Genomic DNA, 25174 nt, shown 5'->3' on the forward strand with positions numbered 1-25174 from the left:
TGACTGAAGGTGCAGGCGGAGGTACGATTTCTACAACTGCACTTTATTACGGGATGCATGATGTAGTTGAAGAGACCATTAACATCCGTTTTCTTGAAGCCTGCGAAGCTCTCCTGCAGTCCGGGTTATACAAAAAGGTCCATGCCATGACCGACGTCACCAATGGCGGGATACGTGGAGACGCACGGGAAATCTCAAAGACTGCAAAAGTAAAAATGGTCTTTGAAGAAGAAAAAATGAGAGCCCTTGTTAATCCAAAAGTGCTTTCTATGCTTGAACTCCTTAAAATCGATTATCGCGGAGTATCTCTTGATGCCCTGCTGGTTATTGTCCCCCCGGAATATGCCGGCGAGATTCTTGAAACCGTCCGGGCTGCAGGTGTCGAGATTGACATCATAGGGCGTGTGGAAGAAGGAAACGGAGCTGAAGTTATCGTCAATGGAGAAACCCGGGACTTTTCCCCCAGGTTCAGAGAATCTGCATATACTCCTGTCAAAAAAGTTCACGGGGAAGAGAACCCGCGAGATTTCGAGGAGATGAGAAATGCAATTGACAGGGCAGCAGAAGAAGCTATCAATAAAAAGCAGAGAGTTCTTGAAAAAATAAGGGACAAAAAGAAAAGGTGAACTCTGGAATAGAAATAAGTAAAAAGAAACCGGGAATAGAAATCAATAAAAAGAAACCGGGAATAGAAATCAATAAAAAGAAACCGGGAATAGAAATCAATAAAAAGAAATCGGGGAACTAAACCTGGAAAAATAAAACGGTTAAGCTTAACGATTAAGCTTAATAGTGTCCAAAAGACAAAAAGGAAAAGTAGAGAAGGAAGGAAAGATTAAATTTTTCTTTTTACCAAAAGCACTTCCATCTCTTTTCCTATAATATCAACTTCTTCTTCAGTTCCTATTTCTTCTTCGGACCTGGCTTTCCAGTATTCCCCTTTATAGCGGACATAACCTTGGCTTTTCGGTCCTATAGGGTCTATTGTCCGGGCAGTATCTCCGACAATGGCTCCAATAACGGGCCTTTTCGCCCTTGTTTCGGCGACTTTATAAATTGCAAAGACCAGAAAAAGCCCGAAAACGATTGTGGGAGTGATAACTGTGAGTGTCAGCAGTCTCCTGAATTCCGGAGTGTAAATGTTCTCCCCTCCAAGCGGTACAAGGAAGATGCTCCCTATTACCAGGCTGATAAACCCGGCAAGCCCGAAAACCCCATATCCGGGGGAATTAAGTTCAAGGACAAGAAGCCCTATTCCGACAATGATAAGGAAAAATGCTGCTATATTAATGTCGAATCCTGTGCCTATCAGCCCGAGCACAATTGCAATAATGCCAAAAATTTCTGCTCCGGCCCCGGGGTTTGAAATCCCGAAGATGATCCCATAAAGCCCTATTGTCAGGAGAAGGGAGGAAAGGACCGGGTTTGAAATGAGGGTCAGGAAGGAAATGGGAAAGGGAGGTTCATAGGTCTCTATTCCTGCATTTGCGGTTTGCAGTTTTCTACCTTTTACAACCTGCCCGTCAACCTGATCCAGCAGGTCCGAAACGGAAGGAGCTCTATATTCGATTACTCCTTCTTCCAGAGCTTCTTCGTCGTTCAGGTTTCGGTTTTTGGTAATTACTTCTTCTGCAAAAGTCTCATTTCGCCCGTGTTTTCTTGCCGTCTCAGTTGAGAATTTAACGAGGGCATTTATAATTTTTTCATCCTCTATAGGTTTTGTCCCTTCTGCAGATATCTGCACCGGCTGAGCTGATCCTATCACTGTAAAGGGAGCCATTGCAGCAATATCAGTTCCCATAAGGATGAGGGTCCCCGCAGACCAGGCTTTCCCGCTCTCAGGCACATACCCGATCACAGGAACGGTTGTGTTCTCAACTGCCTTTATGATTATTTGAGTCTCTTCCAGCCCTCCCCCTGGGGTATCCAGGGTAATTAAGAGAGCCTCAAAGTTCCCGGTCTCAGCTTTGTCTATTGCGTCAGCTATCAAATTGTCGGAAGCCGGGGTAATAGCTCCAGCTATTTCAAGTACAAGCACCTTCTCCTCTGGCCCTGCACTTGCAGGAAGCGTAAAGGCAGCTATGAGGATGAAGCACAGGAAAAAAATAGAAAGGAAATGGGATGCCCTTTCCATATGCATGTTTATCGATCCGTTCTCCTTTTTTATGTTTCTTCTGACCATTCGCGCCTTTATTCCACTTTCTTTCCGGCAATGGCCTGTGAAAGAGCCGCGATATTCCCGGTTTGCATATCCTGGGACTGCTGTGTAACAACTATCAGGTTCTTTTCCTTGGCAATTTCGGCAAGGGTCTGGAGTTCCCTGAGTTTGATGGCTACCGGAAGTCCCTGATAGAGAGTAGCAGCTTCCTTCATTTTCTGAGCAGCCTGGAATTCTCCGTCCGCAAGGATGATCCTGGCCCGCTTTTCCCTTTCAGCCTCCGCCTGTTTTGCAATTGCCCTCTTCATGCTTTCAGGCAGGGCTACATCCCGGATAGTTACTCCTGTAACCTTGATTCCCCAGGGATCAGTATAGGCATCCAGAAGTTCCTGAATCTTCTTATTAATGTTTTCCCTTTCCGAAAGCAGCTCATCAAGTTCCATCTGACCCAGCACATCTCTAAGCGTAGTCTGGGAAAGGGTTGAAGTTGCAAACATATAATTCTCAACCTGTGTAATTGCAGCTCCAGGTTCTACTACCTTGTAGTAGACAACAGCATCCACTTCAACTGTGACGTTATCTTTGGTGATAATTGCCTGTTTAGGAACGTCAATGGCAACAATTCTCAGGTCTATTTTCAGAGCTTTATCAATAAAAGGGATAATAAGGAAAATCCCTGGCCCCTTTACGCCACTCAGTCTACCAAGCCTGAATATAACTACACGTTCGTATTCATTAACCATTTTTATAGACTGTGAGAGTATTAATATTACAACTATTAATACAGGAAACAATAATTCACTGATGAAATCTACCATACTTTTATTCCCTCCTATCAATTAATATTAAAATTGGGCTTAATAATAATTAAGTGTTCTTTATCGGAAATTGTACAAAATAATTCCTGTGAAGTAAACAATCAGGATTTAAAAGTTTTGTATGATGTTGCCTATTTAAAAGATCCGTGAATCTATATAAGTCCTCACTCTGGATTTTTCATGGATCACGGTTGACCTGGCTTTAAGATAACAAATCTGAAAGGTGACAGACACCACCTAAAAAGCCTGAAGGTTCTATATATCTTTAGACGTTGTGCAAAATGGCATGCTGACAAATACTTATATCTTGCATACCGAAGATATTGAACTGAAAAACAGGGGATATGCAGGAAGATAACGAGTTCAGTATGCGCTGATTTTTCGGGCCAGGTGAAGGTCCTACAGTTACCAGTAGACTGAAACCCTACAGTTACCAGTAGACTGAAATCCTACAGTTACCAGTATAGACTGAAAGGCCGACAAAGAACATAATAAACGTTGGAGTTCAAAGCGAGATTTAGAACTCTAAATAACTGTGAAAGTAAAAAACGCAGGTTCGTAAGAACCACTGGTGTTGATATTTATGAGTAAGGAATGTCCAGATTGCCACGGGCGTGGCTATGAGGTTATTTCAACTGAAGTCTGCCCTTTATGTAAGGGAAAAGGCAAGTCAAAATCAGTTGATTTCATGAAAATTTCGGAAACCGAAATTGACAGTTTATTGAAAAATGGTGCAGTATGTGAGAAATGCAAAGGAAAGGGGACAATCGAAGTTACCAGATCCTGTGAAACCTGCGAGGGACTTGGAAAGATCTATACCTGCAAGGTTTGTGGAGCAAGAATTAATGAATTACAGGATGCAGATGAAGAAATCTGCAGTTCCTGTTCACGTTCCCAGTATGTTTACGCTCTGGACGAATCCTGTGACCTCAAGGATGTGGAAGCAGGAAAACTTTATCACGGCATAGTAAGCAGCATCGCTTCCTTTGGAGTCTTTGTGGATCTGAACTCTCATGTAAGAGGGCTTATGCATTCCAGCAATGTTGGGGTCCAGCCGGAAGTTAGGGCTGCTGTGATCGTCCTGGTAAAAAGTATTAAAGCCGGAGGAAAGCTGGATCTTATCCCACAAACTCTTACAAAGTACGAAACCATTGAGGTTGAAAAAGAGCTCCTACTTAAGAGTTCATCCGAAATAGATACCAGCATGAAAGGCAGGCTCGTCCGGATAGAAGGAGAAGTCATCCAGGTAAAACAGACCAGCGGGCCTACTATTTTCACCATAGGTGATGAAGGGGGCTTTATTCCCTGTGCGGCTTTTGAGAGCGCAGGAAAGCGGTCTTACCCTCATATCGATGCAGGAATGATCGTATCGATTACCGGAGAAGTGACCCCGAGGGATGAGCAGGTCCAGATCGAAGTCATGAGCATGAAACTGCTGACCGGAGAAAAGGAAACTGCTGTCAAGTCCAGGGTCGAGAGGGTAATTGAGGAAAAAGCAACGCCTGCTGATATTCCTTTCCTGATCGAAAGCGAGGTTATGGAAAAGCTCAAGCCCAGAATGCTTCATGTCGCCAAAGAGATAAAAAAGGCAATCTTACATTCAACACCTATTATCCTCAGGCATCATGCCGATGCTGACGGAATAACTTCCGCAATCGCTATTGAGAGGGCAATTCTCCCCCTTATTACGGAAATCGGGGGAGCGGATGCGGAATACTATTTTTACAAACGGGCTCCTTCAAAGGCTCCTTTTTACGAGCTTGCCGACATTACAAGGGATATTTCCTTTGCACTTGAAGATTGTGCCAGGCACGGGCAGAAAATGCCTCTTGTGATCCTTGTAGACAATGGGTCAACAGAAGAGGATGTTCCCGCTATGCGGCAGGCACAGGTCTATGGCATCAATATGCTTGTCGTTGACCACCATCATCCGGATGACATTGTTGATCAGTATCTTATAGGCCATGCAAACCCTGCTCATGTAGGAGGAGACTTTGGGGTTACTGCAGGAATGCTCTGTGCTGAAGTCGCACGTATGATCAATCCCAGTATCAGTGACACGATAAAGCACCTTCCTGCTGTTTCGGCATTAGGAGATCGTTCTGAGGCTCCCGAAGCTGGAAGGTATATCTCCCTTGTCTCAGACCGCTATACTCGTGAGGAATTAAAAGATATGGCTCTGGCACTGGATTACGAGCAATTCTGGCTTAGATTCAGCAGTGGAAAAGGGATTGTTGACGATATCCTGGATCTGGGCGACCACAAAATCCATCAAAATCTGGTATCCCTGCTTTGCGAGCAGGCAAACACCATGATACAGGAACAGCTTGAGATATGTCTCTTTAACGTCAAGTCCCAGAACCTGTCGAATGGCACTATCATGAATGTGATAGATGTCGAAAACTATGCCCAGAAGTTTACCTTCCCGCCACCGGGCAAGACCTCTGGGGAAGTGCATGATGTACTCACCAAAAGGAACCCGGGAAAGCCTGTGGTCACCCTCGGCTACGGTCCGGATTTTGCGGTTATCCGCTCAAAAGGTCTGCTCCTGAACATCCCCCGGATTGTGAGGGAACTCAGGGAAGAGGTGAAAGGGGCCGGAGTCAACGGTGGTGGGCACCTTGTTGTAGGCAGCATAAAGTTCGTGGAAGGGATGAGAACTGAAGTGCTCTCAAAGCTTGCAGAAAAGATTGCAGCTACTGAAGTTGAGAATTAACAGGCTTTTTCAATAAGCCTTTAATCCTTCTCTTTCTCGGCGTCGGGGTAAAAAACTGGTTATAAGCAGCAATAGTTCAAAAGTGCCAGAAAAAAGTGCCAGTAAAAAGTGCCAGAAAAAAGTAAAACAAAACTAAAAAAAGAAATCTAAAAAGAATAAATTTTTGGAAACCCCCCATTATGAGAGGCTTTCCATATCAAAGAAAGTTATTCCTGTTTTATCTTTTATTGTTATTTTTAGTCAACACGAACGATCCTTACCAGGGACTGGATCGGGACATTGGCGATTGTATCTGCACCTTTTTTGTCCACAAGAACAACTACGACTCTGGGTTTTGCATCCATTTCCCGCAGCTGCTCAATTACCTCCATGGTTGTCGAGCCTGTCGTGATGACGTCATCCACGATCACACAGTTCTTGCCTACAACACTTCCAAAGTTCCTGCTGATGGTACCTTTCTGGCCTGGCTGGACAACATCCTGTCCTTTACGGGAATGATACAGAGCAAAGTCTACTCCCAGCTCATTTGCCATCATGCTTGCCAGAGGGACGCCACTTGCTGCAACACCAACTACCACGTCCACCTCAGCGTTTGTCTTTTCCAGGGTCTCAAGCACCATGTCGCAGAGTGCAAGTGAGATATAGTGAAGCCGTGTAGCACTCTTTCCTATGCTGCTCCAGTTTACGGATATGTCTTTTGGAGCGGGGACTGCTCCTTCTTTTTTTGAGCGGGTTAAAAGCCATGTAACTGTTTCTCTTGAAACGTTAAGTTCATCGGCAATCTGGCCGGTCACAAGCCCATTGTTCTGCAGTTCCACAGCTTTCTGAATCAGGTCTTCTATGTTCTTCATGCCTCCATTCCCACCTAATATTTTTTTGTATGGCGGTATTTCCGGCCGATTTTTGCAGCTCTTCTTATGGATGCTGCCTGGAATTACTGCCTGAAAAACTATAATTCAAATATATCTTTTCTCAGTTAAAGACATTATTACACTATCAAGCGTTATATCTTTTTCTTCAGTTTTCCTGAGATCCTTTTCTTTTAAGTCTTGTTTTTCTCTTTTTCTTCATGGGTGAACCGCAAATCGGGCATTCATCCCCTTTATCAAAAGTTTTTTTGCAACCAGTACACTGCTTTTGCCAGATAATGATATCCCGGATCTTTTTCTGGGCTATTGGTTTAACCTGAATCCCGAGCTGCACGGCAACGTTCTGAACTGCATAATCATCTGTTAGCAGTATTGCCCTATCCCTGTGTTCAAGAGCTTTTGCAAGAATTTCCAGGTCAGTTTTTGAAAGCTCTTCTGAGTCCCGGGTCTGTTCAGCTTTTTTCCGAACTTCTTTTACCATTTCCGGTTCTGGCCATTCAACCCTTAGCCCTCCCTCTTTTGCAAGGTCAAAACGGAGCACGGAATCTCTGCTTTTTAATTCGTCCACAACCGAAGGGACGGTGATCAGCAGCGAACTGTCCACGCTGCAGTTCCCCATTATAAAAACTGCTGAGTCTGCTATGTAAGAGGTCATTTTATTTCTCTTGGCATGAAAGTACTACGATTTGAAAAGTACTTTTATTTCTTTGTGCCTGTAATCTGAAGAATTTTATGTTTGTTTTCTCTTTTAGTATATAATCCATTGTCTCCCCGAATCCATCATCTCCCCGAGTTGATCCAGCAGAGTTGCGCCACCCGAATTGCGCCTCGGGAGTACGCGGTCCGTTTCGCTTCGCTCAAGCGGACTAACTTATGGACAAGTAATATTATATTTCGATCCGCTCAAGAGGGCTTAATATGGTTTTTAATTGATTTTATAGTTCATAAAAAGCGTTTTGGCACAGTTATCTCGTGTATTTTCAATGATGACAGCACCTTGAGTGATCAGAAGTAATATTACGTTCTAAACTAAAATAGGTTGGTTCGATCAGCAGATAAAATTTATATATTCTCTTGATAATAGGATCGGCGACTGAAAGTAGAAGCAGAAGCAGAAGACTGAGTTTCAAATATGACATAATGAACAGATTGTGTCTGTTATGTCATATTTGATCAATGTCTTGCCCACTATCGGGCTTGAACATGGAGGAATTTATATCTGAAATATGCAGGTTTTTGTTTTATTCTGCACAGATTTTCTTGAGATCGGCAATTACTTCTGGAAGACGTTCAACAGGGATTCCCATGATCATTTCTTCATCTGCGATCTCAGTATAAGCTCTGCTACCGCTGCATCCCACAGTAATTCCAATCTTTCCGTCCCTGTAAGCCTGTACTACACCATCGGAGCAGATGCTCTGTTTGCCTGCGAAACTTACTTCAAGCCTGCCTCCACTTTTGTACATGAAAGCTTGTGTGAGTAACATTATCTGCTTTGGGTTGCAGATTACCACCACAACATCGGGTTCGAAAGAAGTTTTTTCAAGGGGAGAGTACAAGATTGCTCTGGTACTGTTTGAAGGAAGCATGGGGGCATTTTCCACGGTACGCCGTGCAGAGTTTATATTGCTGAAATGCTTCAGCCCCTTGTAGTAGAATTCCCCGCTGCCTACTTTTGCTGGCATTGTGCCAAGGCCCATGGACGCAGATCCACCTTTGCACATCTGGTCTTCTCCAAGGGAATAGAACTCTTCGCCTGTCTTCCTTACATGATCAATCATCTGGCAGTGTCTCATGGTTTCGCCTACCTGTTTGATTCCTTCGGGAATTTCTCCTCCAGTCGGGATCAGTTTTACTGCAACTGGGGAAGTCTTGAGTTTAAGGCATTCAACCATTTCCTGTCCATAATTGTTGATTTCTTTTAAATCCATTTTCATAACTCCGTGTTTAATTTTTGAAAATCTAACTGAAAAAAAAATAGATCCATAAATAGATCCGTAAGATCTCTCTTTTATATATTTACGTTTGTTGAGTTTTGACTAAACAATACTCAACCTTATTTAATATAAATATTATTAAGTTTTGACCTATCAAGATGGTTTATCGCAGTACTGTCGATTTTTTAATGAGTTTTGTTAGTTTCAACTCCTGCCTAAGACATAAAATTAAGCTCTAATTAAGGAAAACGTAATTAAGGAAAATACAATTAAAGAAAATCAAAATAAGGAAGATCCAATTAAAGAAAATACAAAAAGGAAGATCCAAATAAGGAAAATCAAAATAAGGAAAATCCAATTAAAGAAAATACAAAAAGGAAGATCCAAATAAGGAATCTTCACTCAAGTTTGTCAAAAATTATCTCCATTTTTCCCATTTCCCGGGCAAGGTTTTTAGAAATCAGGCCATTTTCGAGCCAGCAGGCATTCATTACAGTAGCCGGGACGAAGCAGGTAGGAGTGAGAGGAGCTTCAGCCATTTTCTGGGCAAGCATGGTCTCAGGGCCGCCCATAAGGTCTTTCATGTCCATATCGAATTGTGTGCCCCATTTCCTTAGTTTTTCACAGGTGGTTTTGATATGCACGTGTGTGTTTTTGCCTTCTTTTGTAGCAATAACTTTTGTTGTATGTCCACATATGGTATTGAGCGAAATTTCAGTAACCATTTTTATTCTCCTGTAAGCTGTATAATCGGCGGGGGGGGTCTGAAGGGCTTTCAATGCCCTATTATCTAAGATTTCCCTTTTGGCCTGTACCTGAATATTTTTTTCTATTTCGTTTTTATTTAATTCAACATATATATGTTTCCGTGGCCAGCTTTTTAGGCCTCATTTTATACCGGTAACTTTATGGTCTTGTGATGCTATTTTTTCAGTTACAGTTACCCTTATGCAGGTGCTGTCCAGAAGGCAAAGTTTTTCTGGCGGCATGATCGCAAAGTTCTTATACGATTCTATTCGTATTGCTAAGTCCATAGCAAATCTGCTAATTAAAGTATTCCTGTTAATACATTAATATATTAGCAGGGCAATTAAGCTACTGATAGGTATGCTTATGCCCTGGAAAAGGATCACCAGATCAGGATTACAGGATATTTACTATCCGGACCGTTAAATTCACTACCCGGACCATTTAAAGTTCATATAAAAACCAGCTTAAGTAGCTAAATATAATCTAAATCTTGGCTTAAATTTCAATACAATAACGAGGTTTTAATAATGAGATGGCAAGGCAGCTCCAGAAGAAAAGTTACCGGTGGGAAGGTTATTGCCGCCCGCGGGAAGCGCAAGTTTGAAATGGGCCGCGAATCTGCGGATACCCGTATCAGTGAAGTAAAAAGAAAGAACGTTCAAACCATGGGCGGCAACAGGAAAGTCAGGCTTCTCCAGTCAAACGTTGCAAACGTGACCAATCCTAAAGACGGAAAGACAGTTACTGCACCTATTGAGACCGTAATTGACAACGCTGCAAATAAGCACTACATCAGGCGTAACATACTGACAAAAGGTTCCGTTATAAGAACTCCAATGGGCACTGCTAAAGTTACAAGCAGACCCGGACAGGATGGAGTTGTAAACGCTGTATTAATTGAATAATTGAAGAGAGCCCTGACCCCAACCCGGGGTTCTGTGCCAATTTCCCTAAACTTTGTGCCGGTGATCAACATGGACGAAATTATTCGACATATACTGGAAATTCTTGAAAATGATGCCCGAACAAGTCCGGAAGAAATTGCAACCCTGACAGGAACGTCTGCACAGGAAATTTCCCAGACGATCGCAAAGCTTGAAGAAACAGGAGTTATTCGGCATTATAAGACTATAGTTGATTGGGACCTTGTTGGGGAAAACTATGTTTACGCCGTAATTGAGTTGAAGGTCACTCTCGAGCGTAACCAGGGCTATCAGGCAATTGCAGAAAGGATCTATAAGTTTCCGGAAGTCAGATCTGTCAGGCTTCTGTCCGGAAACTATGACATCTCCCTTACCGTCCGGGGAAAGTCAATGAAAGATGTAGCTTTTTTTGTGGCAGAAAAAATCGCCACCCTTGACCAGATCCAGAGTACGTCCACGCATTTCGTGCTGAAGACCTATAAGGAAGATGGGGTAATCCTCCACGAACCCGAGTCAATTACAAGGCTCCCGATCTCGTTTTAAAGGGATGAACGTTTAAGACCTGATCCATCTTATTCCATGTTACATTTGATCATACATATAAATTTTTTTATAGAGGTGTTTGCTTGAGACCTCCATGCGATCCTTCAAAATTCATTGCGGAAGCTGTAAAGAGTATCCCGCCATCAGGAATAAGACGTTTTTTTGATCTGGTTTCCGGGCTTGAGGATATAATCTCCCTTGGGGTAGGGGAACCTGATTTCATCACCCCCTGGCATATTCGTGAAATGTGCATCCATTCTCTTGAAAAAGGGCAGACATCATATACCTCAAACTCCGGACTTCCGGAACTCAGAGACGAACTTGCAAAAACCTATTACAGGCGCTACGGCCTGGACTATAATCCTGCATCCGAAGTCCTGATTACCACAGGAGTAAGCGAAGCTCTTGATATAGCAGTCAGGGCTGTGGTCAATCCCGGTGATGAGGTAATTGTGGTTCAGCCCTCCTACGTGGCATATGTCCCTTCAGTAGTTCTGGCAGGAGGCAAACCTGTTATTGTTTCTACTCACAGGAACGATGAGTTCAGCCTTACTGCAGAAGCTCTGAAACCTGCAATCACCAGCAAAACAAAGGCAATCATCCTCAATTTCCCTAACAACCCTACAGGTGCAATTATGGAACAGGAGGGAATGGAGGATATCGCTGATCTTGTTGTTGAGAACGATTTATTTGTGATCTCAGACGAAGTTTATGAATGCCTGACTTATGAAGGCCGCCATGTTCCGTTCTCTTCTCTTGAAGGTATGAAGGACCGAACTGTCATGCTCAACGGCTTTTCCAAAGCTTATGCAATGACAGGACTCAGACTCGGCTTTGCAATGGGAGCTCCGGACATTATCCATTCAATGATGATGATCCACCAGTACTCCATGTTATGTGCTCCTATAACTGCTCAGATAGGGGCAATCGAAGCTCTCCGCAATGGTAAAGGGGAAATGGAGCGGATGGTCCGGGAATATGACCGGCGCAGGCACTTTGTCGTAAAAGGCTTTAATAGCATAGGGCTTGAGTGCTTCAACCCTAAAGGCGCTTTTTATGCATTCCCTTATATCGGAGATACAGGCCTTTCCTCCTCGGATTTTGCAGAACGTCTCCTGAATGAAAAGAAGGTTGTTACAATTCCCGGAGATGTGTTTGGAGAAGCAGGTGAAGGTTTCCTGAGGTGCGCTTATGCAGCATCTCTGGATGACCTTAAAAAAGCAATCGATAGAATGGGAGATTTTGTAGACGGATTAAAACAATGAATTAGGCCGAATCTTTATTCGGTCTACTTGTATCACTTTTTTACATTCAACTTTCCTCATCGTCCATCCGCATGACGAGGGCACTTACTTTATCATCCATTTTTTCAATCAGTTCGTTCATCTGGTTGTACCATTCATCAACGTTTTTCTTTACCATCTGTTTCATTTCCTGGGGCTCGATAGCTACATATTCGTAGTAGTACCCCCCACTCTCGATGGATCGTGTTTCCCTGTAAACAATTCCACAAGCTATAAGGTTCTGCAGGGAACGATATGCAGTGCTCCTTTCCCTGTTGAGGATATCTCCCAATTTTTCTGCTGTCAGGGGACCATGCATAAGCAGAGCCTTGTATGTATCCATGTCAAGGGCCTTAAGACCGAGTACACATTTTACCATGTCCTCACATCTGAAGCTTGCTCTGATCATCTCATGAATAGAATTAACCATAAAACCACTATTTGAGGACAGTTTGCCCTATTGTTTTTAAAATTTATTTTGAGCTCTTTGAGAATACCGGCAAGCACCTTCAATTATAGAAGGTTGATTGAGGATGCTTATAAAATAGAAAACCTTGTACCGGTCTCCAAATTTACATTTTAAAAGCATACTCCCCAATTGTGTTAAGTATCGTAAACCTTCAGCAGGAAACCCATTAAATCTTTAGATTTAGCGGGTAGTTAACTATGTAGGTAGTTAACTATGTAGTATTTAACTACCAATATTGTGAGTATGTATATAAACGTATTAATCTCACTTAAACTTTATTATTTTTATCCGGTAATATATAATGGGTATTCCATTATATCTTTTCTGGCTGTTTTCAAAAAATAATAAATCCAGAGTGATTCTGGTTTAGTTAATTATATATATAATTTCCTGACTCAATAAGCTCTGAGGTCTTATGAAGCCCATTATCCCTGAAGATGAACGTTCCGAAGAACCTCTTGATACAGAGAGAATAATTTACCATCCTGACATGATAAAAGCCAATGAATGGGTTCTCAATGAGTATGAAGCTCCTTTCAGGGAAGTCTGTATTTTTGTTCCCTGCGCCAAGAGAAAACCTTACCATGAAAGCCCATCCCATAAAAAATTTGACAGGATAATTTTTGGGATTGCAAAGCCCGAGGATGTACACATAGTGACCTTCGGCACCTGCGGAATTGCCCCAAGGGAACTTGATACTCAGTACCCTTTTATGAACTACACTTTCATGATGGGCAAATGCAATGTGACAAAGATCAAGAGAGACTTTATAAAAATAGAAAGTGAGAGGATTGCCGCTTATCTTGAAAAGACAAGGGCAAACCACAGGCACAGGATAGCATACTGTATAGGGGATTTTCGAACTGCAATGGAAAAAGCCCTGGAAATGGTTGACATCAAAGTGGATATTGTCCCGAGAGAATCCACAATTCAGAGGATGATCCAGCCCGATAAAGCCTTCATTTACAATAGCCTCTCATCTAAAGAGTACCTTCAAGACTTTTCCGATGCGATAACGACAGCCTTAAAACTCCCCGCAAGGGAAGTTGGCCTCCGGGAAGACATGTCTGTTGACGATACAGACTGGTACGTCCTGTGAACCAACCCCGCCTGTCGGGCTGATACCCTCCGAGTAGGAGGACTTTCCGTTGTGCCTCCGCGTTCCCGGAGTTAAAGCTGTCCTCTAGCCAATACGCCTGCAGGATAGATCTCTATTTAGAATCCTTAATGAAGTATAAGCTCCGCTCCGAAAGGAACTAAGTCCTTTTTCGTATCAGGTCTTCCCTGTGTTTTATGCTTGACAGACAGACCGAAGGGTATCCCCCCTGCTCCCACTGAAAGCTCAGAACTTCGATACGAAGGTCCTTGCCTGCCAGAGGGCAATAACTGCCAGGATAAGGATCAGGACCATCCACATGGTGTTCGCTCCCGGGATAACGGAATTTACCCAGTAAGCATTGTAAGCTTCCATAGCAGCTGCCGTTTGTACCATATTTTGTTCCTCCGTACCTTTAGACATACCTGATACAGGCATCCGAGCCCCGGACCTTTCCGAAGTCGGTGATCACGTATTTGTGCAGCAGGAAATCTTTTTTGTAAATTCCCTTCTCATCGACTTTCTGTTCCACGTCTTTCAGCATCCCCCCGGATGCCAGTTCGATGATATCAAAGTTGATGCTGTCCCTGCCGTAGGCGCTTTTCATATCATATTCCTCCTGGATTTTTGAAACGATTTCGTAGTTCCAGTGTCCTTCCCCATCAAGGAATAGCTCCAGGATCCTGAACTTTATCGGACGGTTTTTGCCCACTTTCACTCACCTCTCAGGGTTTCAAGTGCGCTTGTTTCTTCCGTAAACATGACGAAGCTACCAATAACACAGAGGGTACCTCCGACAAGGATGGTCCACTGCGGGACATCTCCGAAGAAGAGGAAAATGAAGATAATAGCAAACAAGCCGTAGAGGTTTCCAATACCCTGGCCTCTTCCGACCCCAATAAGCGGGAAGGACTTGTACCAGCAGACATAACAGAAACCAAAAGTAATCCCTGCGAAAATCAGGACCAGCATGGTAAAGGGTTCAAATGCCTGGAGTGCAAAGGAATACATCGGATAGCCAACTATTGCCAGGATTGGCACGATAATGATCCACCAGATAATGTTTTCTCCCAGGAACCTGAGAGTCAGCCCAACGTCAGGCTCGGAAATATCGAGACCTTTGCCTGCGATTGCACCTTCAATGCCCCAGCCAGCAGCAGCCATCAAACCTCCAAGGTATCCGATCCACTGGACATTGCCTGAGGAAAGCTCAGTCAGAAGCCCGCCTCCGAAGATCGTGACACCTCCTACAATGATGACTCCTATACCGATTGCCGCTCTCCTGGAGATCTTTTCTCCGTACCAGTAGTAAGCAAGCACCGAGCCAACCACAGGGTAAAGAAGAGCTGCAACAGCTGCAAATGCTCCGCCTATAAAGCCCATAGCAATGAATGAACCGAGAATAGCCATCGGGCCTCCGAAAATCGAGGCCAGGAAGAACCACTTGGAACACGGATGGAATTCCTTAAGGGTCCTACCGAGTTCCCCGTATTTACCAAGCACCCCATTCCAGAGCATAAGCGCTAGCATGACCGTAAGTGCATTAAAGGCCGTAATCAGCACGGCAGTTATAATAAGAGCTGTGCCGTCCCCTCCGGTTTCGGCAATGGCGCTGTACATCTCATCGAACGGATTAAGCACCCACACAACAGTTCCCGGCAGGTACCAGATGCCCCAGAACACAGCACAAAAAAGTGCCCACATATACCCTTTGCTGATTTTTCGTTTGCTTTCCTGCGCTTTCAAAGCTTTCAGATCCATACCAACTCCCCCTTTGTTAGAGTTATTGGGCAGGTGTGCCGGGAGCCGGGCCTGTATAGCCTGCCCGGGACTCCCGGAAATGCCTGCTCTTCTGATTATCAGCGCTTCAGGGCTGCCTTTACCTTGGTGACGGCATCTGTTGCACTTTCTCCGTAGATGTTTGCCCCTATCTTGTCAGCCCAGTCCTGGGTAACCGGAGCTCCTCCTACCATGGTCTTGATCTTATCGCGAATACCTGCTTCTTTGAGCTGTTCTTCGATCTGGATCTGGTTTATCATGGTGGTGGTCATAAGGGCGGAAGATGCAACAATGTCGGGTTTGAGTTCCTTTGCCTTTTCAACGAAGACCTTGACGGCCACGTCTCTTCCGAGGTCCACCACTTCAAAGCCCGCAATGTTGAGCATGGAGGCAACTATGTCCTTTCCGATGGAGTGGATGTCTCCTTCGATGGTCCCGATGACGACTGTTCCAAGCTTTGCGGTTTTGGATTTTCGCCTCTCCATCTCGGGGGTCAGAACGGCAACTCCTGCTTTCATTGCTTCTGCGGCTGCAAGCACGTGGGGCAGGAAAAGGGTCCCCTGCTCGAACTGTTCTCCGACTTCCAGCATGCCTGCAGTATAGCCGTGTTCGATGATTTCTACCGGGTCGATCTTGGCAGCAAGGGATTCATTTGCTGCTTCAGCTGCCATATCTTCATCAAACTCGGTGATCGAAGCTTTTGCTTTTGCTATAATCTCTTCTTTGCTTGCCATTTTTATCCCTCCCTGAAGGTCCTGTCAGCCCTGTCAACAACTGCCTTCATGTCCTTGAGGATGTCTGCATCAATTGGTGGGACTTCGTGGTGCTTGAGGACATCCATCACCTTTTCGTTTGCTGCGGCCGCAAGGTCCTTTGAACCGGCTGCTGCCCAGTCACCGAACATGCGCCTGTCGATGAGCATGGGGTCGGACGGGTAGTTCACAAGCAGTCTCGTCTGCTTAAGGGCCAGGAAGTTGTTTCCGATTCCTACCTTCTGGATCGATTCGACTGCCAGGGTTTCGGTAGAAACCGGAATTCCCTGCATCGCTTTCTTGGTCATTTTGATGATATCGTTGTCAATAACGAGCTGTTCCATGGAGAAGGTCATACCAAGCTCAAGCATCCCGGCGCCGTAGAGGGTGTTTGCCCCTGCGAGGGCGGGAAGGAGGCAGGTCATGGTCTTCTCGTGTCCAGCCTGGTTGTCAGGGATCTTTGCATCAGACTAGGTGCCTGCCACGAATGCGGGGAGGCCATAGAACTGGGCGAGCTTTGCGACAGCAGCGCTTATCAGGCCGAGTTCGGGAGATCCGACAGGAGCAGTACCCTTCTTCAGGTCGAAGGTGGTGGTGGAACTTCCGTACCATACTTTGGTTCCGGGAACTGTGAGTTGAGCGAGAGTAATACCGGAGAGGACTTCGGCATTGTGGGTCACAAGGGTCCCTGCAAGGTATACAGGAGAAGAACCCCCGGACATTGCCATACTCAAGACATTTACGGGGATGCCGAGGCGGGCACCCTTAATGATGACCTGACAGGCGTTGACACTCAGCTCAAGAGGGCTGGTCGGGCAGAGCAGCATGGAGAAGATCGGTTTTTTCCTTGCTTCTTCTTCATTGCCGCCGTAATAGGCTTTTGCGATGTCCCAGTAGTGTTCGACGTTTTCACCGACAGGGTCAATGTGGTGGAAGTGTTTTGCGGTGTTGGTAAGAGGGGTGAAGGTCTCATGGACGTCCTGGGCGCCTTTTCCGGCCCAGTCCCTGGCAGACACCGGGAGGGAGAAGTAGTCAATATTTTCGGCCCAGTCACAGAGCTTTGCAATGTCTGCAATGTCCTGCTCTACTGAGTCCACTGTGACGTACTTCCCGTCCTTGTACCTGCACATCTTGACCCCTGTCCCGAAACAGGTCCAGTGCACCTTACCCCCTGACTCCTGTACGGTATTGTACTTCTTGTCGCGTCCCCAGAGCACGAACCTTGATGGTGCGAGCTGAAGGGCTCTTCTTACAAGATATTCGGGGATTTTCACGATCTGAGTCTTTTCGTCAACTTCACAGCCATTTTCCTTGAAGATCTTCCTTGCCTCAGGATCCGAAACCTGGATTCCGGGGTTCATCAGGACTTCCATTGTGGCGTAGTGGATGGCCTTTAGCTCATCACGGGTAAAAAGGTTCAGTTCCACGCCCTCAAGAGAATTAAATCCTGCAAATGCATTACATTGTGCCATTTTCAGTCTCCTTATTCTCGAATTTCTTCACTTTGTTTCTATTCGCTTTTCATCTGCATAGGGGAAAATCCACGTTTTTCCCGAAGGTCGGACTTCAACGGACTGTGAAGAGGGAATAACTTTTGTTTTACAGGGGAAGGGTTGAAAACCTGCTACAAAAGCCCCGTTTGACAAAACCTGTTAGCTTCCAGCTACAGGCCTAAAAGAAGGAAAACTCGGTGTCCCTCCACTCCCTTCTTTGAAACCCCTAGCTATAGTCTCCACTATCCGCTTTTCCGTAACTTTTCAAAAAGACAGCCGTTTTTTCCCAACGTGGTTGCAGGGAAAAAGCTGCTCCACTTTTCGGCAAAGTACTCCATACTTCCCGGATTAAGCCCCCCTTTGCTTCAATTTTTCCGGATTATTTGATATTACTCTGTCAATTTTATTTTATAAATCCATATATATAATTTATATATAACTTATTATCTGATTTTTCGATAGATCTCCTCTTTCGTGCTTACCTCCCGGTCTGTTTTCTAAAGAGATCGCAGGAGTTTATCTTGACGCCGAGCAGCTTTTCGATGTTCATCTTTGCAGCAATGCCTTTGGCTGCGCCGGGCACGGAGGTGATGACGCCAATATCAAGCTCTTCACGCAGTTCTCTCATGACATGTTCGTCTGAGAGATCCATTGTGCCAACGTTAAGCTTCTTTGCCACGTAATCTTTTGCGTCTTTTATCCTCATGTTCTTTGAGAACTGCATCCTTGCTACAAGGTCGCCAGCTGCTCTTATCCCAGTCATCCCGGAAGCCATTATGTGTGCGATCGGCATACCCAGAGGGTCGCCGACCCCGACCTATATGCCATCGACTCTGGCAATCTCAACCATTGCCTTGCTGGCCCTGGTAACGGCATCTACCGGAGGAGTTTCAAGCATCGGGATTCCGCCGACTCCCATACCCATGTCAACGTGACAGGGCAGGGTTGAGACCTTTACGGCTTCTTTAATGAAGGTCACGGAGCGAGCCAGATTCCAGGCTGAGGTCTTGCTGGTGTTGGTGTTGACCACGGGCCCGAAAACATTTGCCCCGGCTTTTGCAATCAGGGGTGCCTGCTGGTGCGGCCAGAGCCCTGCAAGGGTCACACCGTCGTACTGCAGGTTACCATGCATCCCGAGCACCATTTCCCCTGCCATCCCGGCTTCTATGTACATGTTCGGGAACTCTTTCCTGAGGGCTTCAATTGCATGGAGGGTCCCATAGAAGTCTGCATCCCCGGCTGCAGCTGTGGTGTCGAAGTTGACCCCATCCGCCCCCGAGGCAAAGAGCTTCTGCATGATCCAGACCGTATCCCTGGTAAGGTGTTCAGCTGCGTGCTCCATGGCGTCCCAGGCTTCCTGAATCTTGAAAGCCTTCATGAGATCTCCAGGGTTTTCGAAGGGTCCGTCCGGTGTATAATACAGGCCCATGTTTGGCATTGCCCCGTAGAAGAGCGGGATAATCATGTTCTGCTGGCAGACTTCCATTGCCTGGCACTCATTTGAAACCACGGGTTTTACAGGTTTGTAGCTGTAGTCAATGTGCCCGAGCTCCATAGTGTCGGCCCCAAAAGCCCTTTCGTGCACCATGCAGCCCACAAGCCTGCTGGAGGGAATCCCAACACCGCTGTTGCCCTGGTCCCCATCAAGCCTGATTGTACCAATGTCGTGGGTTACGGGCACTTCCATGCCATGTTCCACGCTGACAGCTTTTCCGGGCATCATAAGGATTTCTGCAAGTTTCTCAAGCTCGTTTCCGTCCAGGGCAGAAATCTCCCCGAGATCTGCAGCATGTGCAGTTCCGGCTTCGATCTCGCTTAGAATTTTTTCTTTGGTAAGGAAGATCCTCTTTCCGTCTCCCATCCTCAGAGCGTATTCTGTTGCCATTTATTCTCACTTCCCAAGGAGCAGTTCCTTTGCCTTTGCCACGGCTTCACTGGCGTTTTCTGCGTAGCAGTCTGCCCCTATCTTGTCAGCCCAGGCCTGGGTTGCAGGAGCTCCTCCAACCATAACCTTTACTCTCTCCCTCATACCTTCTTCTTTGAGGAGTTCGATTACCCCTTTTTGACCGGGAAGAGTTGTGGTCATAAGAGCTGAAAGCCCTATCATATTTGCATTGACTTCTTTTGCCTTCTCGACAAAGTTCTTGATCGGGACATCCCTGCCGATGTCATGAACTTCAAATCCTGCAGACTGGAGCATGGTGGAGACTATGGACTTGCCTATGTCGTGCACATCCCCCTCTACAGTCCCGTTAACAATGACTCCCATTGTCTTTTTTTGGGCGCCTGCAGGCATGTCCGCCTCAAGGATCTTGACCCCTGCAGTCATTGCATCGGCGGCCATCATCACGTGGGGCAGGAAAAGTTTTCCCCTCTCAAAGAGGACCCCTACCTGGTTCATCCCGGCAGCAAGCCCCTTTTCAATGATCTCAGCCGGTTCCATCACTCCTTTTGCCTTTTCTACAGCAGCAAGTACTGCATCCTTCTTACAGGAAATGATCGCATCCGAAAGTTCCTGAATTAATTCTTCTTTGCTTGCCATTTATAACCCCCTTTTTCCAGATTTGTTTTGTACGAACAGTTAGGTTCTTCGTGCCGGAAGAATCCCAGTCTATACATTTGAAAAAAAACCTCTCCTCCAGAAAACGAGTTTCATTTTTTCGTTTTTTCTGAGGGATCGAGATCTATTTTTATTACAGTTTCTGCCTTTTTCTGGATCCTGCTTTAACTTCCAGGTTTCTCCATCTACAGTTTCCACTATACAGCTGTACTCTTAAGCCCCTCCCCTGATTTATTTATCCTGTCTTTTAAATATGGTAGTGACTGTAGTTGTTTTCTGAATCTGGATTTTGTCTCTACACTAGTCTCTTACACTGATCTCTATTTTTTCCTTCCAGACGTTATTGCGGAAAGCTATTGAAAAATCCCGTTTTTCCGGGCTATACCCCTTATTTAATATCGTTTGAATCTATATATTTATATCTTGTTAGATTTATTAAATAGTCCGTATTTTTAATTTATAGGAGGAAACCTGGTTTTCTTCTCTTTGGTGTGAATATATGCCGGGGATCAGGAACACTGCGGATAAAAAAGTGAGAGAAAGTGATTCTCTCTGCTGGTTCTCAATGGCAAAGGAAACTCTTGCCCAGGAGCAAAAGGCTGGATAAATAGAACGTTTTGGAGAAATCGAAAGTTTTAATCAAAAGTGCGGACGTCTATAAAAAAGGAGTTTTGGAAAACTTATTACTGCTTCAAGTTCCTGAATTTGGAGAATGGAGAAAATGGTAAAGTCAGGAAAAAACTCTTTTAAGGCAGAGCCCTCAGTCCTCTTCAAGGCTCGTATTATCCCCCACTGAAAGCATAAGTTCCCCGTATAGCAGTTTCTCAAGGGTTTCAGCTACGTATCTTCTCTGCTGGTATCTCTGGATGTCTTCATGCATCCTTATATCCGAATCTACCTGGACTCTGAGCAGAGCAAAATGAAAGGCTTTTTCATTCTTTATCTGTGCAGTATAAAAGGTTTCCAGCAGGTAAGGAAGTCTTCGGGGGTCTTCGATTGCTTCACTTAAAAGCAACATTTCTTCGGGAATATCCATCGTATGCGAACTTATGTCCTTTTTTCCTGTAATGAGTTGCAGGTTTCTTTCCGAATACTTTTTTTCAAGAATGATTACTTCACCATTCATACTTTCCACCTCCGTCCTTGTTGAGAGCTCTAAATTTTCCTGACAAATTGTTCTTGATTAGCTGAACTCAGTTCACAGGATGCCGGATTCTGAGAAATAAGGGATGAAGGCAGATTTTAAGCCAGCATTCCCTTTACTATAATGTCTATTGCATCGTCTTCTTCAAGGCCGCGGGCCATGAGGGTTTCGACTTCCTTTTTGTCCACACAGCCGATAGCAGCCTCGTGAGTAACCTTTGCAAGGGGGTTGTCGACCCGGACAATTGGCACAGCTTCAGCCTTTGCGTTGCCCTGGATGACTTCCATGCAGTCCACGTGTCCGCGGGCTCTCGGGGCGTGGCCTTCGGTGATTCCCCTGAATATGGATTCTGCGTTGTCGGTTATGGCAAGCCGGCTTTTGATCACACTGCGGGCGTTTTCTCCATTAAGAGAGATCCTTTCAAATATCTTTATTATATCATCTGCTTTTCCGTAGACCTTGGTGACCATCTCGCAGATCGAATCTTTCCCGGCGTCCACACTGTAATCGAATTCCAGATACCCTACCCTTCCGGAGAGAAGGGAAAAGTTCGTGTAATAGCTGCCTCCTTCCTCTATCGTTACATGGGCTTTCGGAAGTACCTGAATTCCTCCATAGGGTCCGTGGAAATGGGTCTCGGTGTATTTCAGGGACGCGTTCTTCCCGATAAGCATCTCAGCCTCCATTTTGTGGATAACCTTTTCAGCGTTTGGGAAGGTGCAGTGGGCGATAAGTTCTACAGCCGAATCTTCTTCGGCTACGAAGTCCATTTTGATTTCCTGAAGCCCATCTTTAGGGACCATCCCGAAGCAGAGGTGGACAGGCAGGGGGATTTTATATCCTTTTTTGATGGTCAGTTTAATGTCCACGCCATGCTCGGTTTCGTTCTTCTCAAGCACTATTCCTTCTGTCCCATTTGCACTGAGCACTTTATTCCCGCTTACCACAAGGCTTGCAAGCCCATGGTCATGCAGGACTGCAGCGTCTCCTCCGGCTGCTGTATAAGCTGCGGTTATGTCTTCAGTTTCTCTGGAAAGCGCATTCAATTTAATCTGAGTCATTTCAGACCACCTGTGGGGGCGATACCCTATTATCACAGGGTATGCATCTGTTTTTGAAAAACTCGCTGATTTCCAGGGGGTCCCCGCTCCTGAGGATTGCCCCTTCGCACATCAGGGATGCTTTATCCGAGGCGGCTGCAATTTCTTCCCGGTGCGTAATTACAAGCACGGACGAGCCGTTTTCCTTGAGTGCCCGGATCAGAGAGACAATTTCTTTTAAGGAAACCACGTCAATTCCGGAGTCCGGTTCATCAAGGATTGCAAGTTTCGGCTTCATGGTAATGATAGAGGCAAGCTCAATTCGCTTTCTTTCGCCCCCACTCAACGCCTCGCCTACTTCTCTGTCAAGGTATTTTTCAGGTTTCAGGTCGACTTTCCTGAGGGCTTCCTTTATCTCCTCTTCCGTGATGCCTCCATTACCTTTTGCCCCTATCGCAAGGTAATCCCTGACCTTTAACCCCTCAAAACGGGCGGGTTCCTGCCAGGCAAGGGTTATGCCTTTTTTTGCACGTTCGGTTATCGAAAGCGCCGCAATATCTTCCCCGTTAAAAATGATGCTGCCTTCTTCATATTCATAACCCTGGAGCCCCATAAGGGTGTAGGCAAGTGTACTTTTCCCTGCGCCGTTTGCGCCGATGATGCTGTGGATTTCCCGGTCCCCTACTTCAAGGTTGACCCCACGCAGAAGTTTTTTCCCATCCCGGCTCAATATCAGGTTTTTTAAGGATAAAATATATGACACCTCTAGCAAATTTTTGTTTGAACACTGCAGAATTTAGTTTGAGCACTGCAGCAAATCCTTGCAGCGCTGCAGGTCTTTAACGGTATTTACGTTTATTGCTAGTTTGGGATTATCAAGTATCAGATTAAAGTCTTCCTGTTCGCTTCGGATTTGAGAACTGTCAAGGATATTTACTCCCGCAGGCACGATGAGTTTTCCATCCTTGTTAAATACGGTATCCGGCCTGGTTCCTGCTCCCTTACATACATTGATAGGGACATATACGGAAAGTGCCGGCTTTCCTTCTTCCATGTATTTCCGGATTACCGAATCAATAAGCTCGGTATCTATCAGGGGAAGGTCGGACATAATAATCATTACTGGTCCCGTCGTTTCTGCAGTTTCCACTGCATGGATCATGTCCCCGACATAGTTTCCTCCAAAGGTCCTGATTACCTTAACCTCGCCTTTATAGCGTTCCTGGATCATGATTTCAGTCTTTGGGGTAACAGGCGAGACTGCTACGAACACTCTATCTATACTTTTTGTGGATCTAAGGGTATCTATCACATAGGTAATGAGTGGCTTTCCGAGTAATTCAACACAGGGCTTTTCCCCCATTCCAAGCCTCTGCCCGAACCCTCCTGCCATTACAATAGCGTCCATTCCAGACCTCCGGTGTTTAATGAAAGATTGAGGATAACCGCAATAATAATCAGGGCAGTTAACCTGCCAATTTCGTTAGCAGTACCTATTCCGTCGCCGTTTAAGCCTCCAAAGTGTGAATAACTTCGGTTCAGGAGCACCAGGGACGAGATACATGCTGCAAGGTAGGGAAGCAGCCCTATCAATCCAAATGGCAGGGAACATACAACTGCTCCAAAGACAAATCCTATGAGGAAATTTTTTAGGGTTGCCCCGTTTATGGTCATTTCCCCCAGGCCAGGATATGCCTGTTTTTCCGGCCGTGGGAGCGGTTTTCCAAAAGCTGCAATTGTTAACATTGACTGTTTGGCGCTGACTTCCGCTATAAACATGGACCCGAACATAAGAAGCGGAAGATTAGAACCAAAAGCAGTAATGCCTTCGTCCTGAACCGATCTTATGGAACCGTAAAAGGTGAGCAGTACAAGCATGCCGAAAGCAACTCCTCCTGTCCCAAGGGTCGTGTCTTTCAATGCCTTGATTTTTTTCTCACGGGACCCGTGGGCCATAAAGCCGTCTCCCATGTCAGTGACCCCGTCAAGGTGGTTAAAGCCTGTAAAGTAATATACAGATCCCATAATAAGAGCTGCCAGAACGGGACCCGGGAAAATCAACTGCCCTACGTATGCAACTGCCCCTATGAGAAGCCCAAGTACGGCTCCCACGACAGGGTAGAAGTAGATCTTTTTCATGAGTTCATCGATCCCTTCCATACTGATTCCTACAGGGATCGTGGATAGGAAGCCAAAACCCGACTTAAATGCAAGTAAATATGAATTCATAATGTATCGCCTGTTTTTTAGTCGTTTGTTTCAAACTCTGCCATACCTCTTGAATACATATTGGAGGAAACCCCTCCGATAAGCCCTCCTATCACGTCGTCCATGAAAGGCCCCAGATTTGCAAGGATTCCGGGTTTTAGTTTGTCATACCTGACAAACTCGAATGTCCCTTTAGAGCCGCTTATATAGTTTGCGATGCTGTTGCCCAGAACTTCATCAGCGATTATGAAACTCAGGTCTTTTTCATAAGAACTTTTGCTGAGGTTTGGAAGGTTTCCGGCTCTGCCTTCTCTCTCCAGCAGGACCCCGGAATAAATCAAAAGGCAGAGGTTCGGGTCCGAAAGAGCGAATTTTAGTTCCCTTTTAAACAGAGCTTCAGCTTTTTCCCTGGTCTCAAGTCCGGGGTGAGGGACATACATTTCGAGAGCTGTGTTCGAAAGGTCCTGGATACTTATTCCTTCTTCAGCCAGGACATCAAGGATATCGACGGTAGCTTTTCCCTCTATTTTTTCAGGCTGCCCTTTTTTCAGGTCCCTTTCCTCAATATCGGATAACTTCATACTGATCACTCCGGGGTTGTTAAAACGGTTATTTTAGGATTTATTAAATTCTTAA

The 25174-nt window shown here is 45.4% G+C and carries 25 protein-coding genes and 2 pseudogenes; 6 read left to right on the forward strand and 21 right to left on the reverse strand.

The window, feature by feature from the left end:
- On the forward strand, nt 1–626 hold a 626-nt coding region (locus PHF18_RS13075), incomplete at its 5' end, for an AIR synthase-related protein (protein WP_300103562.1).
- 209 nt (nt 627–835) lie between these two features.
- Here the strand turns inward: PHF18_RS13075 and PHF18_RS13080 are convergent.
- Nucleotides 836–2140 carry a nodulation protein NfeD gene (locus PHF18_RS13080; RefSeq protein WP_300103563.1) on the reverse strand — a complete coding sequence of 435 codons (1305 nt, stop codon included), beginning with the start codon at nt 2138–2140 and terminating at the stop codon, nt 836–838.
- A gap of 50 nt (nt 2141–2190) precedes the next feature.
- Entirely contained in the window at nt 2191–2976 is a 786-nt protein-coding gene (locus PHF18_RS13085) for a slipin family protein (protein WP_300103566.1), read from the reverse strand.
- A 583-nt stretch (nt 2977–3559) separates the two neighbouring features.
- Here PHF18_RS13085 and PHF18_RS13090 point away from each other — a divergent pair.
- Complete coding sequence (locus tag PHF18_RS13090) at nt 3560–5692, forward strand: DHH family phosphoesterase (protein WP_300103568.1); 2133 nt, start codon at nt 3560–3562, stop codon at nt 5690–5692.
- 236 nt (nt 5693–5928) lie between these two features.
- On the opposite strand, the gene PHF18_RS13095 is transcribed toward PHF18_RS13090, so the two are convergent.
- The 5 genes from PHF18_RS13095 to PHF18_RS13115 form a co-directional block, all read right to left on the reverse strand.
- The gene (locus PHF18_RS13095; protein WP_300103571.1) at nt 5929–6543 is read right to left on the reverse strand and encodes an orotate phosphoribosyltransferase-like protein; all 615 of its coding nucleotides are present in this window, start codon (nt 6541–6543) and stop codon (nt 5929–5931) included.
- Between the two features lie 166 nt (nt 6544–6709).
- Nucleotides 6710–7216, reverse strand: a complete 507-nt coding sequence (locus PHF18_RS13100) for an NOB1 family endonuclease (protein WP_300103573.1) — start codon at nt 7214–7216, stop codon at nt 6710–6712.
- A 586-nt stretch (nt 7217–7802) separates the two neighbouring features.
- Nucleotides 7803–8492, reverse strand: a complete 690-nt coding sequence (locus PHF18_RS13105; protein ID WP_300103574.1) for a DUF169 domain-containing protein — start codon at nt 8490–8492, stop codon at nt 7803–7805.
- 404 nt (nt 8493–8896) lie between these two features.
- Complete coding sequence (locus PHF18_RS13110) at nt 8897–9223, reverse strand: hypothetical protein (protein ID WP_300103576.1); 327 nt, start codon at nt 9221–9223, stop codon at nt 8897–8899.
- Between the two features lie 162 nt (nt 9224–9385).
- Nucleotides 9386–9532 carry a hypothetical protein gene (locus tag PHF18_RS13115; RefSeq protein WP_300103578.1) on the reverse strand — a complete coding sequence of 49 codons (147 nt, stop codon included), beginning with the start codon at nt 9530–9532 and terminating at the stop codon, nt 9386–9388.
- A gap of 243 nt (nt 9533–9775) precedes the next feature.
- On the opposite strand from PHF18_RS13115, the gene PHF18_RS13120 reads away from it, so the two are divergent.
- The 3 genes from PHF18_RS13120 to PHF18_RS13130 all read left to right on the forward strand — a co-directional run bounded on the left by PHF18_RS13120 (nt 9776) and on the right by PHF18_RS13130 (nt 11979).
- Nucleotides 9776–10153, forward strand: coding sequence for a 30S ribosomal protein S8e (locus PHF18_RS13120; RefSeq protein WP_300103580.1), 378 nt, complete (start codon nt 9776–9778; stop codon nt 10151–10153).
- A 69-nt stretch (nt 10154–10222) separates the two neighbouring features.
- Nucleotides 10223–10714, forward strand: a complete 492-nt coding sequence (locus PHF18_RS13125) for an Lrp/AsnC family transcriptional regulator (protein ID WP_300103582.1) — start codon at nt 10223–10225, stop codon at nt 10712–10714.
- 83 nt (nt 10715–10797) lie between these two features.
- Entirely contained in the window at nt 10798–11979 is a 1182-nt protein-coding gene (locus tag PHF18_RS13130; RefSeq protein WP_300103583.1) for an aminotransferase class I/II-fold pyridoxal phosphate-dependent enzyme, read from the forward strand.
- Between the two features lie 46 nt (nt 11980–12025).
- Here the strand turns inward: PHF18_RS13130 and PHF18_RS13135 are convergent, their stop codons facing one another.
- Nucleotides 12026–12427, reverse strand: coding sequence for a helix-turn-helix domain-containing protein (locus PHF18_RS13135; protein WP_300103585.1), 402 nt, complete (start codon nt 12425–12427; stop codon nt 12026–12028).
- Nucleotides 12428–12881: 454 nt separating this feature from the next.
- On the opposite strand from PHF18_RS13135, the gene PHF18_RS13140 reads away from it, so the two are divergent.
- Complete coding sequence (locus tag PHF18_RS13140; protein WP_300103586.1) at nt 12882–13565, forward strand: DUF5591 domain-containing protein; 684 nt, start codon at nt 12882–12884, stop codon at nt 13563–13565.
- Between the two features lie 243 nt (nt 13566–13808).
- On the opposite strand, the gene PHF18_RS13145 is transcribed toward PHF18_RS13140, so the two are convergent.
- From PHF18_RS13145 to cobZ, 13 genes and pseudogenes are all read right to left on the reverse strand, one after another.
- A complete protein-coding gene (locus tag PHF18_RS13145) occupies nt 13809–13958 on the reverse strand; it encodes a hypothetical protein (RefSeq protein ID WP_198143812.1) in 150 nt (49 codons plus the stop codon).
- 19 nt (nt 13959–13977) lie between these two features.
- A complete protein-coding gene (locus tag PHF18_RS13150; protein ID WP_300103588.1) occupies nt 13978–14274 on the reverse strand; it encodes a hypothetical protein in 297 nt (98 codons plus the stop codon).
- A gap of 2 nt (nt 14275–14276) precedes the next feature.
- Nucleotides 14277–15323, reverse strand: a complete 1047-nt coding sequence (locus PHF18_RS13155; RefSeq protein WP_300103591.1) for a DMT family transporter — start codon at nt 15321–15323, stop codon at nt 14277–14279.
- A gap of 98 nt (nt 15324–15421) precedes the next feature.
- Nucleotides 15422–16075: a B12-binding domain-containing protein gene (locus PHF18_RS13160; protein ID WP_300103594.1), complete on the reverse strand. Its 654-nt coding sequence runs from the start codon at nt 16073–16075 to the stop codon at nt 15422–15424.
- 2 nt (nt 16076–16077) lie between these two features.
- Nucleotides 16078–17565, reverse strand: a pseudogene (gene mttB / locus PHF18_RS13165) ([trimethylamine--corrinoid protein] Co-methyltransferase).
- Between the two features lie 499 nt (nt 17566–18064).
- A pseudogene (gene mtbB / locus PHF18_RS13170) lies at nt 18065–19471 on the reverse strand ([dimethylamine--corrinoid protein] Co-methyltransferase).
- Between the two features lie 6 nt (nt 19472–19477).
- Entirely contained in the window at nt 19478–20128 is a 651-nt protein-coding gene (gene mtbC / locus PHF18_RS13175; protein WP_300103597.1) for a dimethylamine corrinoid protein MtbC, read from the reverse strand.
- 778 nt (nt 20129–20906) lie between these two features.
- Nucleotides 20907–21272, reverse strand: a complete 366-nt coding sequence (locus tag PHF18_RS13180) for a hypothetical protein (RefSeq protein ID WP_300103599.1) — start codon at nt 21270–21272, stop codon at nt 20907–20909.
- 116 nt (nt 21273–21388) lie between these two features.
- Nucleotides 21389–22351, reverse strand: coding sequence for a SufD family Fe-S cluster assembly protein (locus tag PHF18_RS13185; protein ID WP_300103602.1), 963 nt, complete (start codon nt 22349–22351; stop codon nt 21389–21391).
- A 1-nt stretch (nt 22352) separates the two neighbouring features.
- On the reverse strand, nt 22353–23060 hold the full coding sequence (locus PHF18_RS13190; RefSeq protein WP_300103604.1) for an ABC transporter ATP-binding protein: 708 nt from the start codon (nt 23058–23060) through the stop codon (nt 22353–22355).
- Nucleotides 23061–23126: 66 nt separating this feature from the next.
- Nucleotides 23127–23738 carry an NTP transferase domain-containing protein gene (locus PHF18_RS13195; RefSeq protein ID WP_300103605.1) on the reverse strand — a complete coding sequence of 204 codons (612 nt, stop codon included), beginning with the start codon at nt 23736–23738 and terminating at the stop codon, nt 23127–23129.
- A complete protein-coding gene (gene cobS, locus PHF18_RS13200; RefSeq protein WP_300103607.1) occupies nt 23723–24559 on the reverse strand; it encodes an adenosylcobinamide-GDP ribazoletransferase in 837 nt (278 codons plus the stop codon). Before cobS ends, PHF18_RS13195 begins: the two co-directional genes overlap by 16 nt.
- A gap of 17 nt (nt 24560–24576) precedes the next feature.
- Nucleotides 24577–25119 (reverse strand): alpha-ribazole phosphatase CobZ, encoded by a 543-nt coding sequence (gene cobZ / locus PHF18_RS13205; RefSeq protein ID WP_300103609.1) that lies wholly within the window; start codon nt 25117–25119, stop codon nt 24577–24579.
- Nucleotides 25120–25174: the final 55 nt, after the last annotated feature.

This window comes from Methanosarcina sp., assembly GCF_028693135.1.
Lineage (GTDB): Archaea > Halobacteriota > Methanosarcinia > Methanosarcinales > Methanosarcinaceae > Methanosarcina.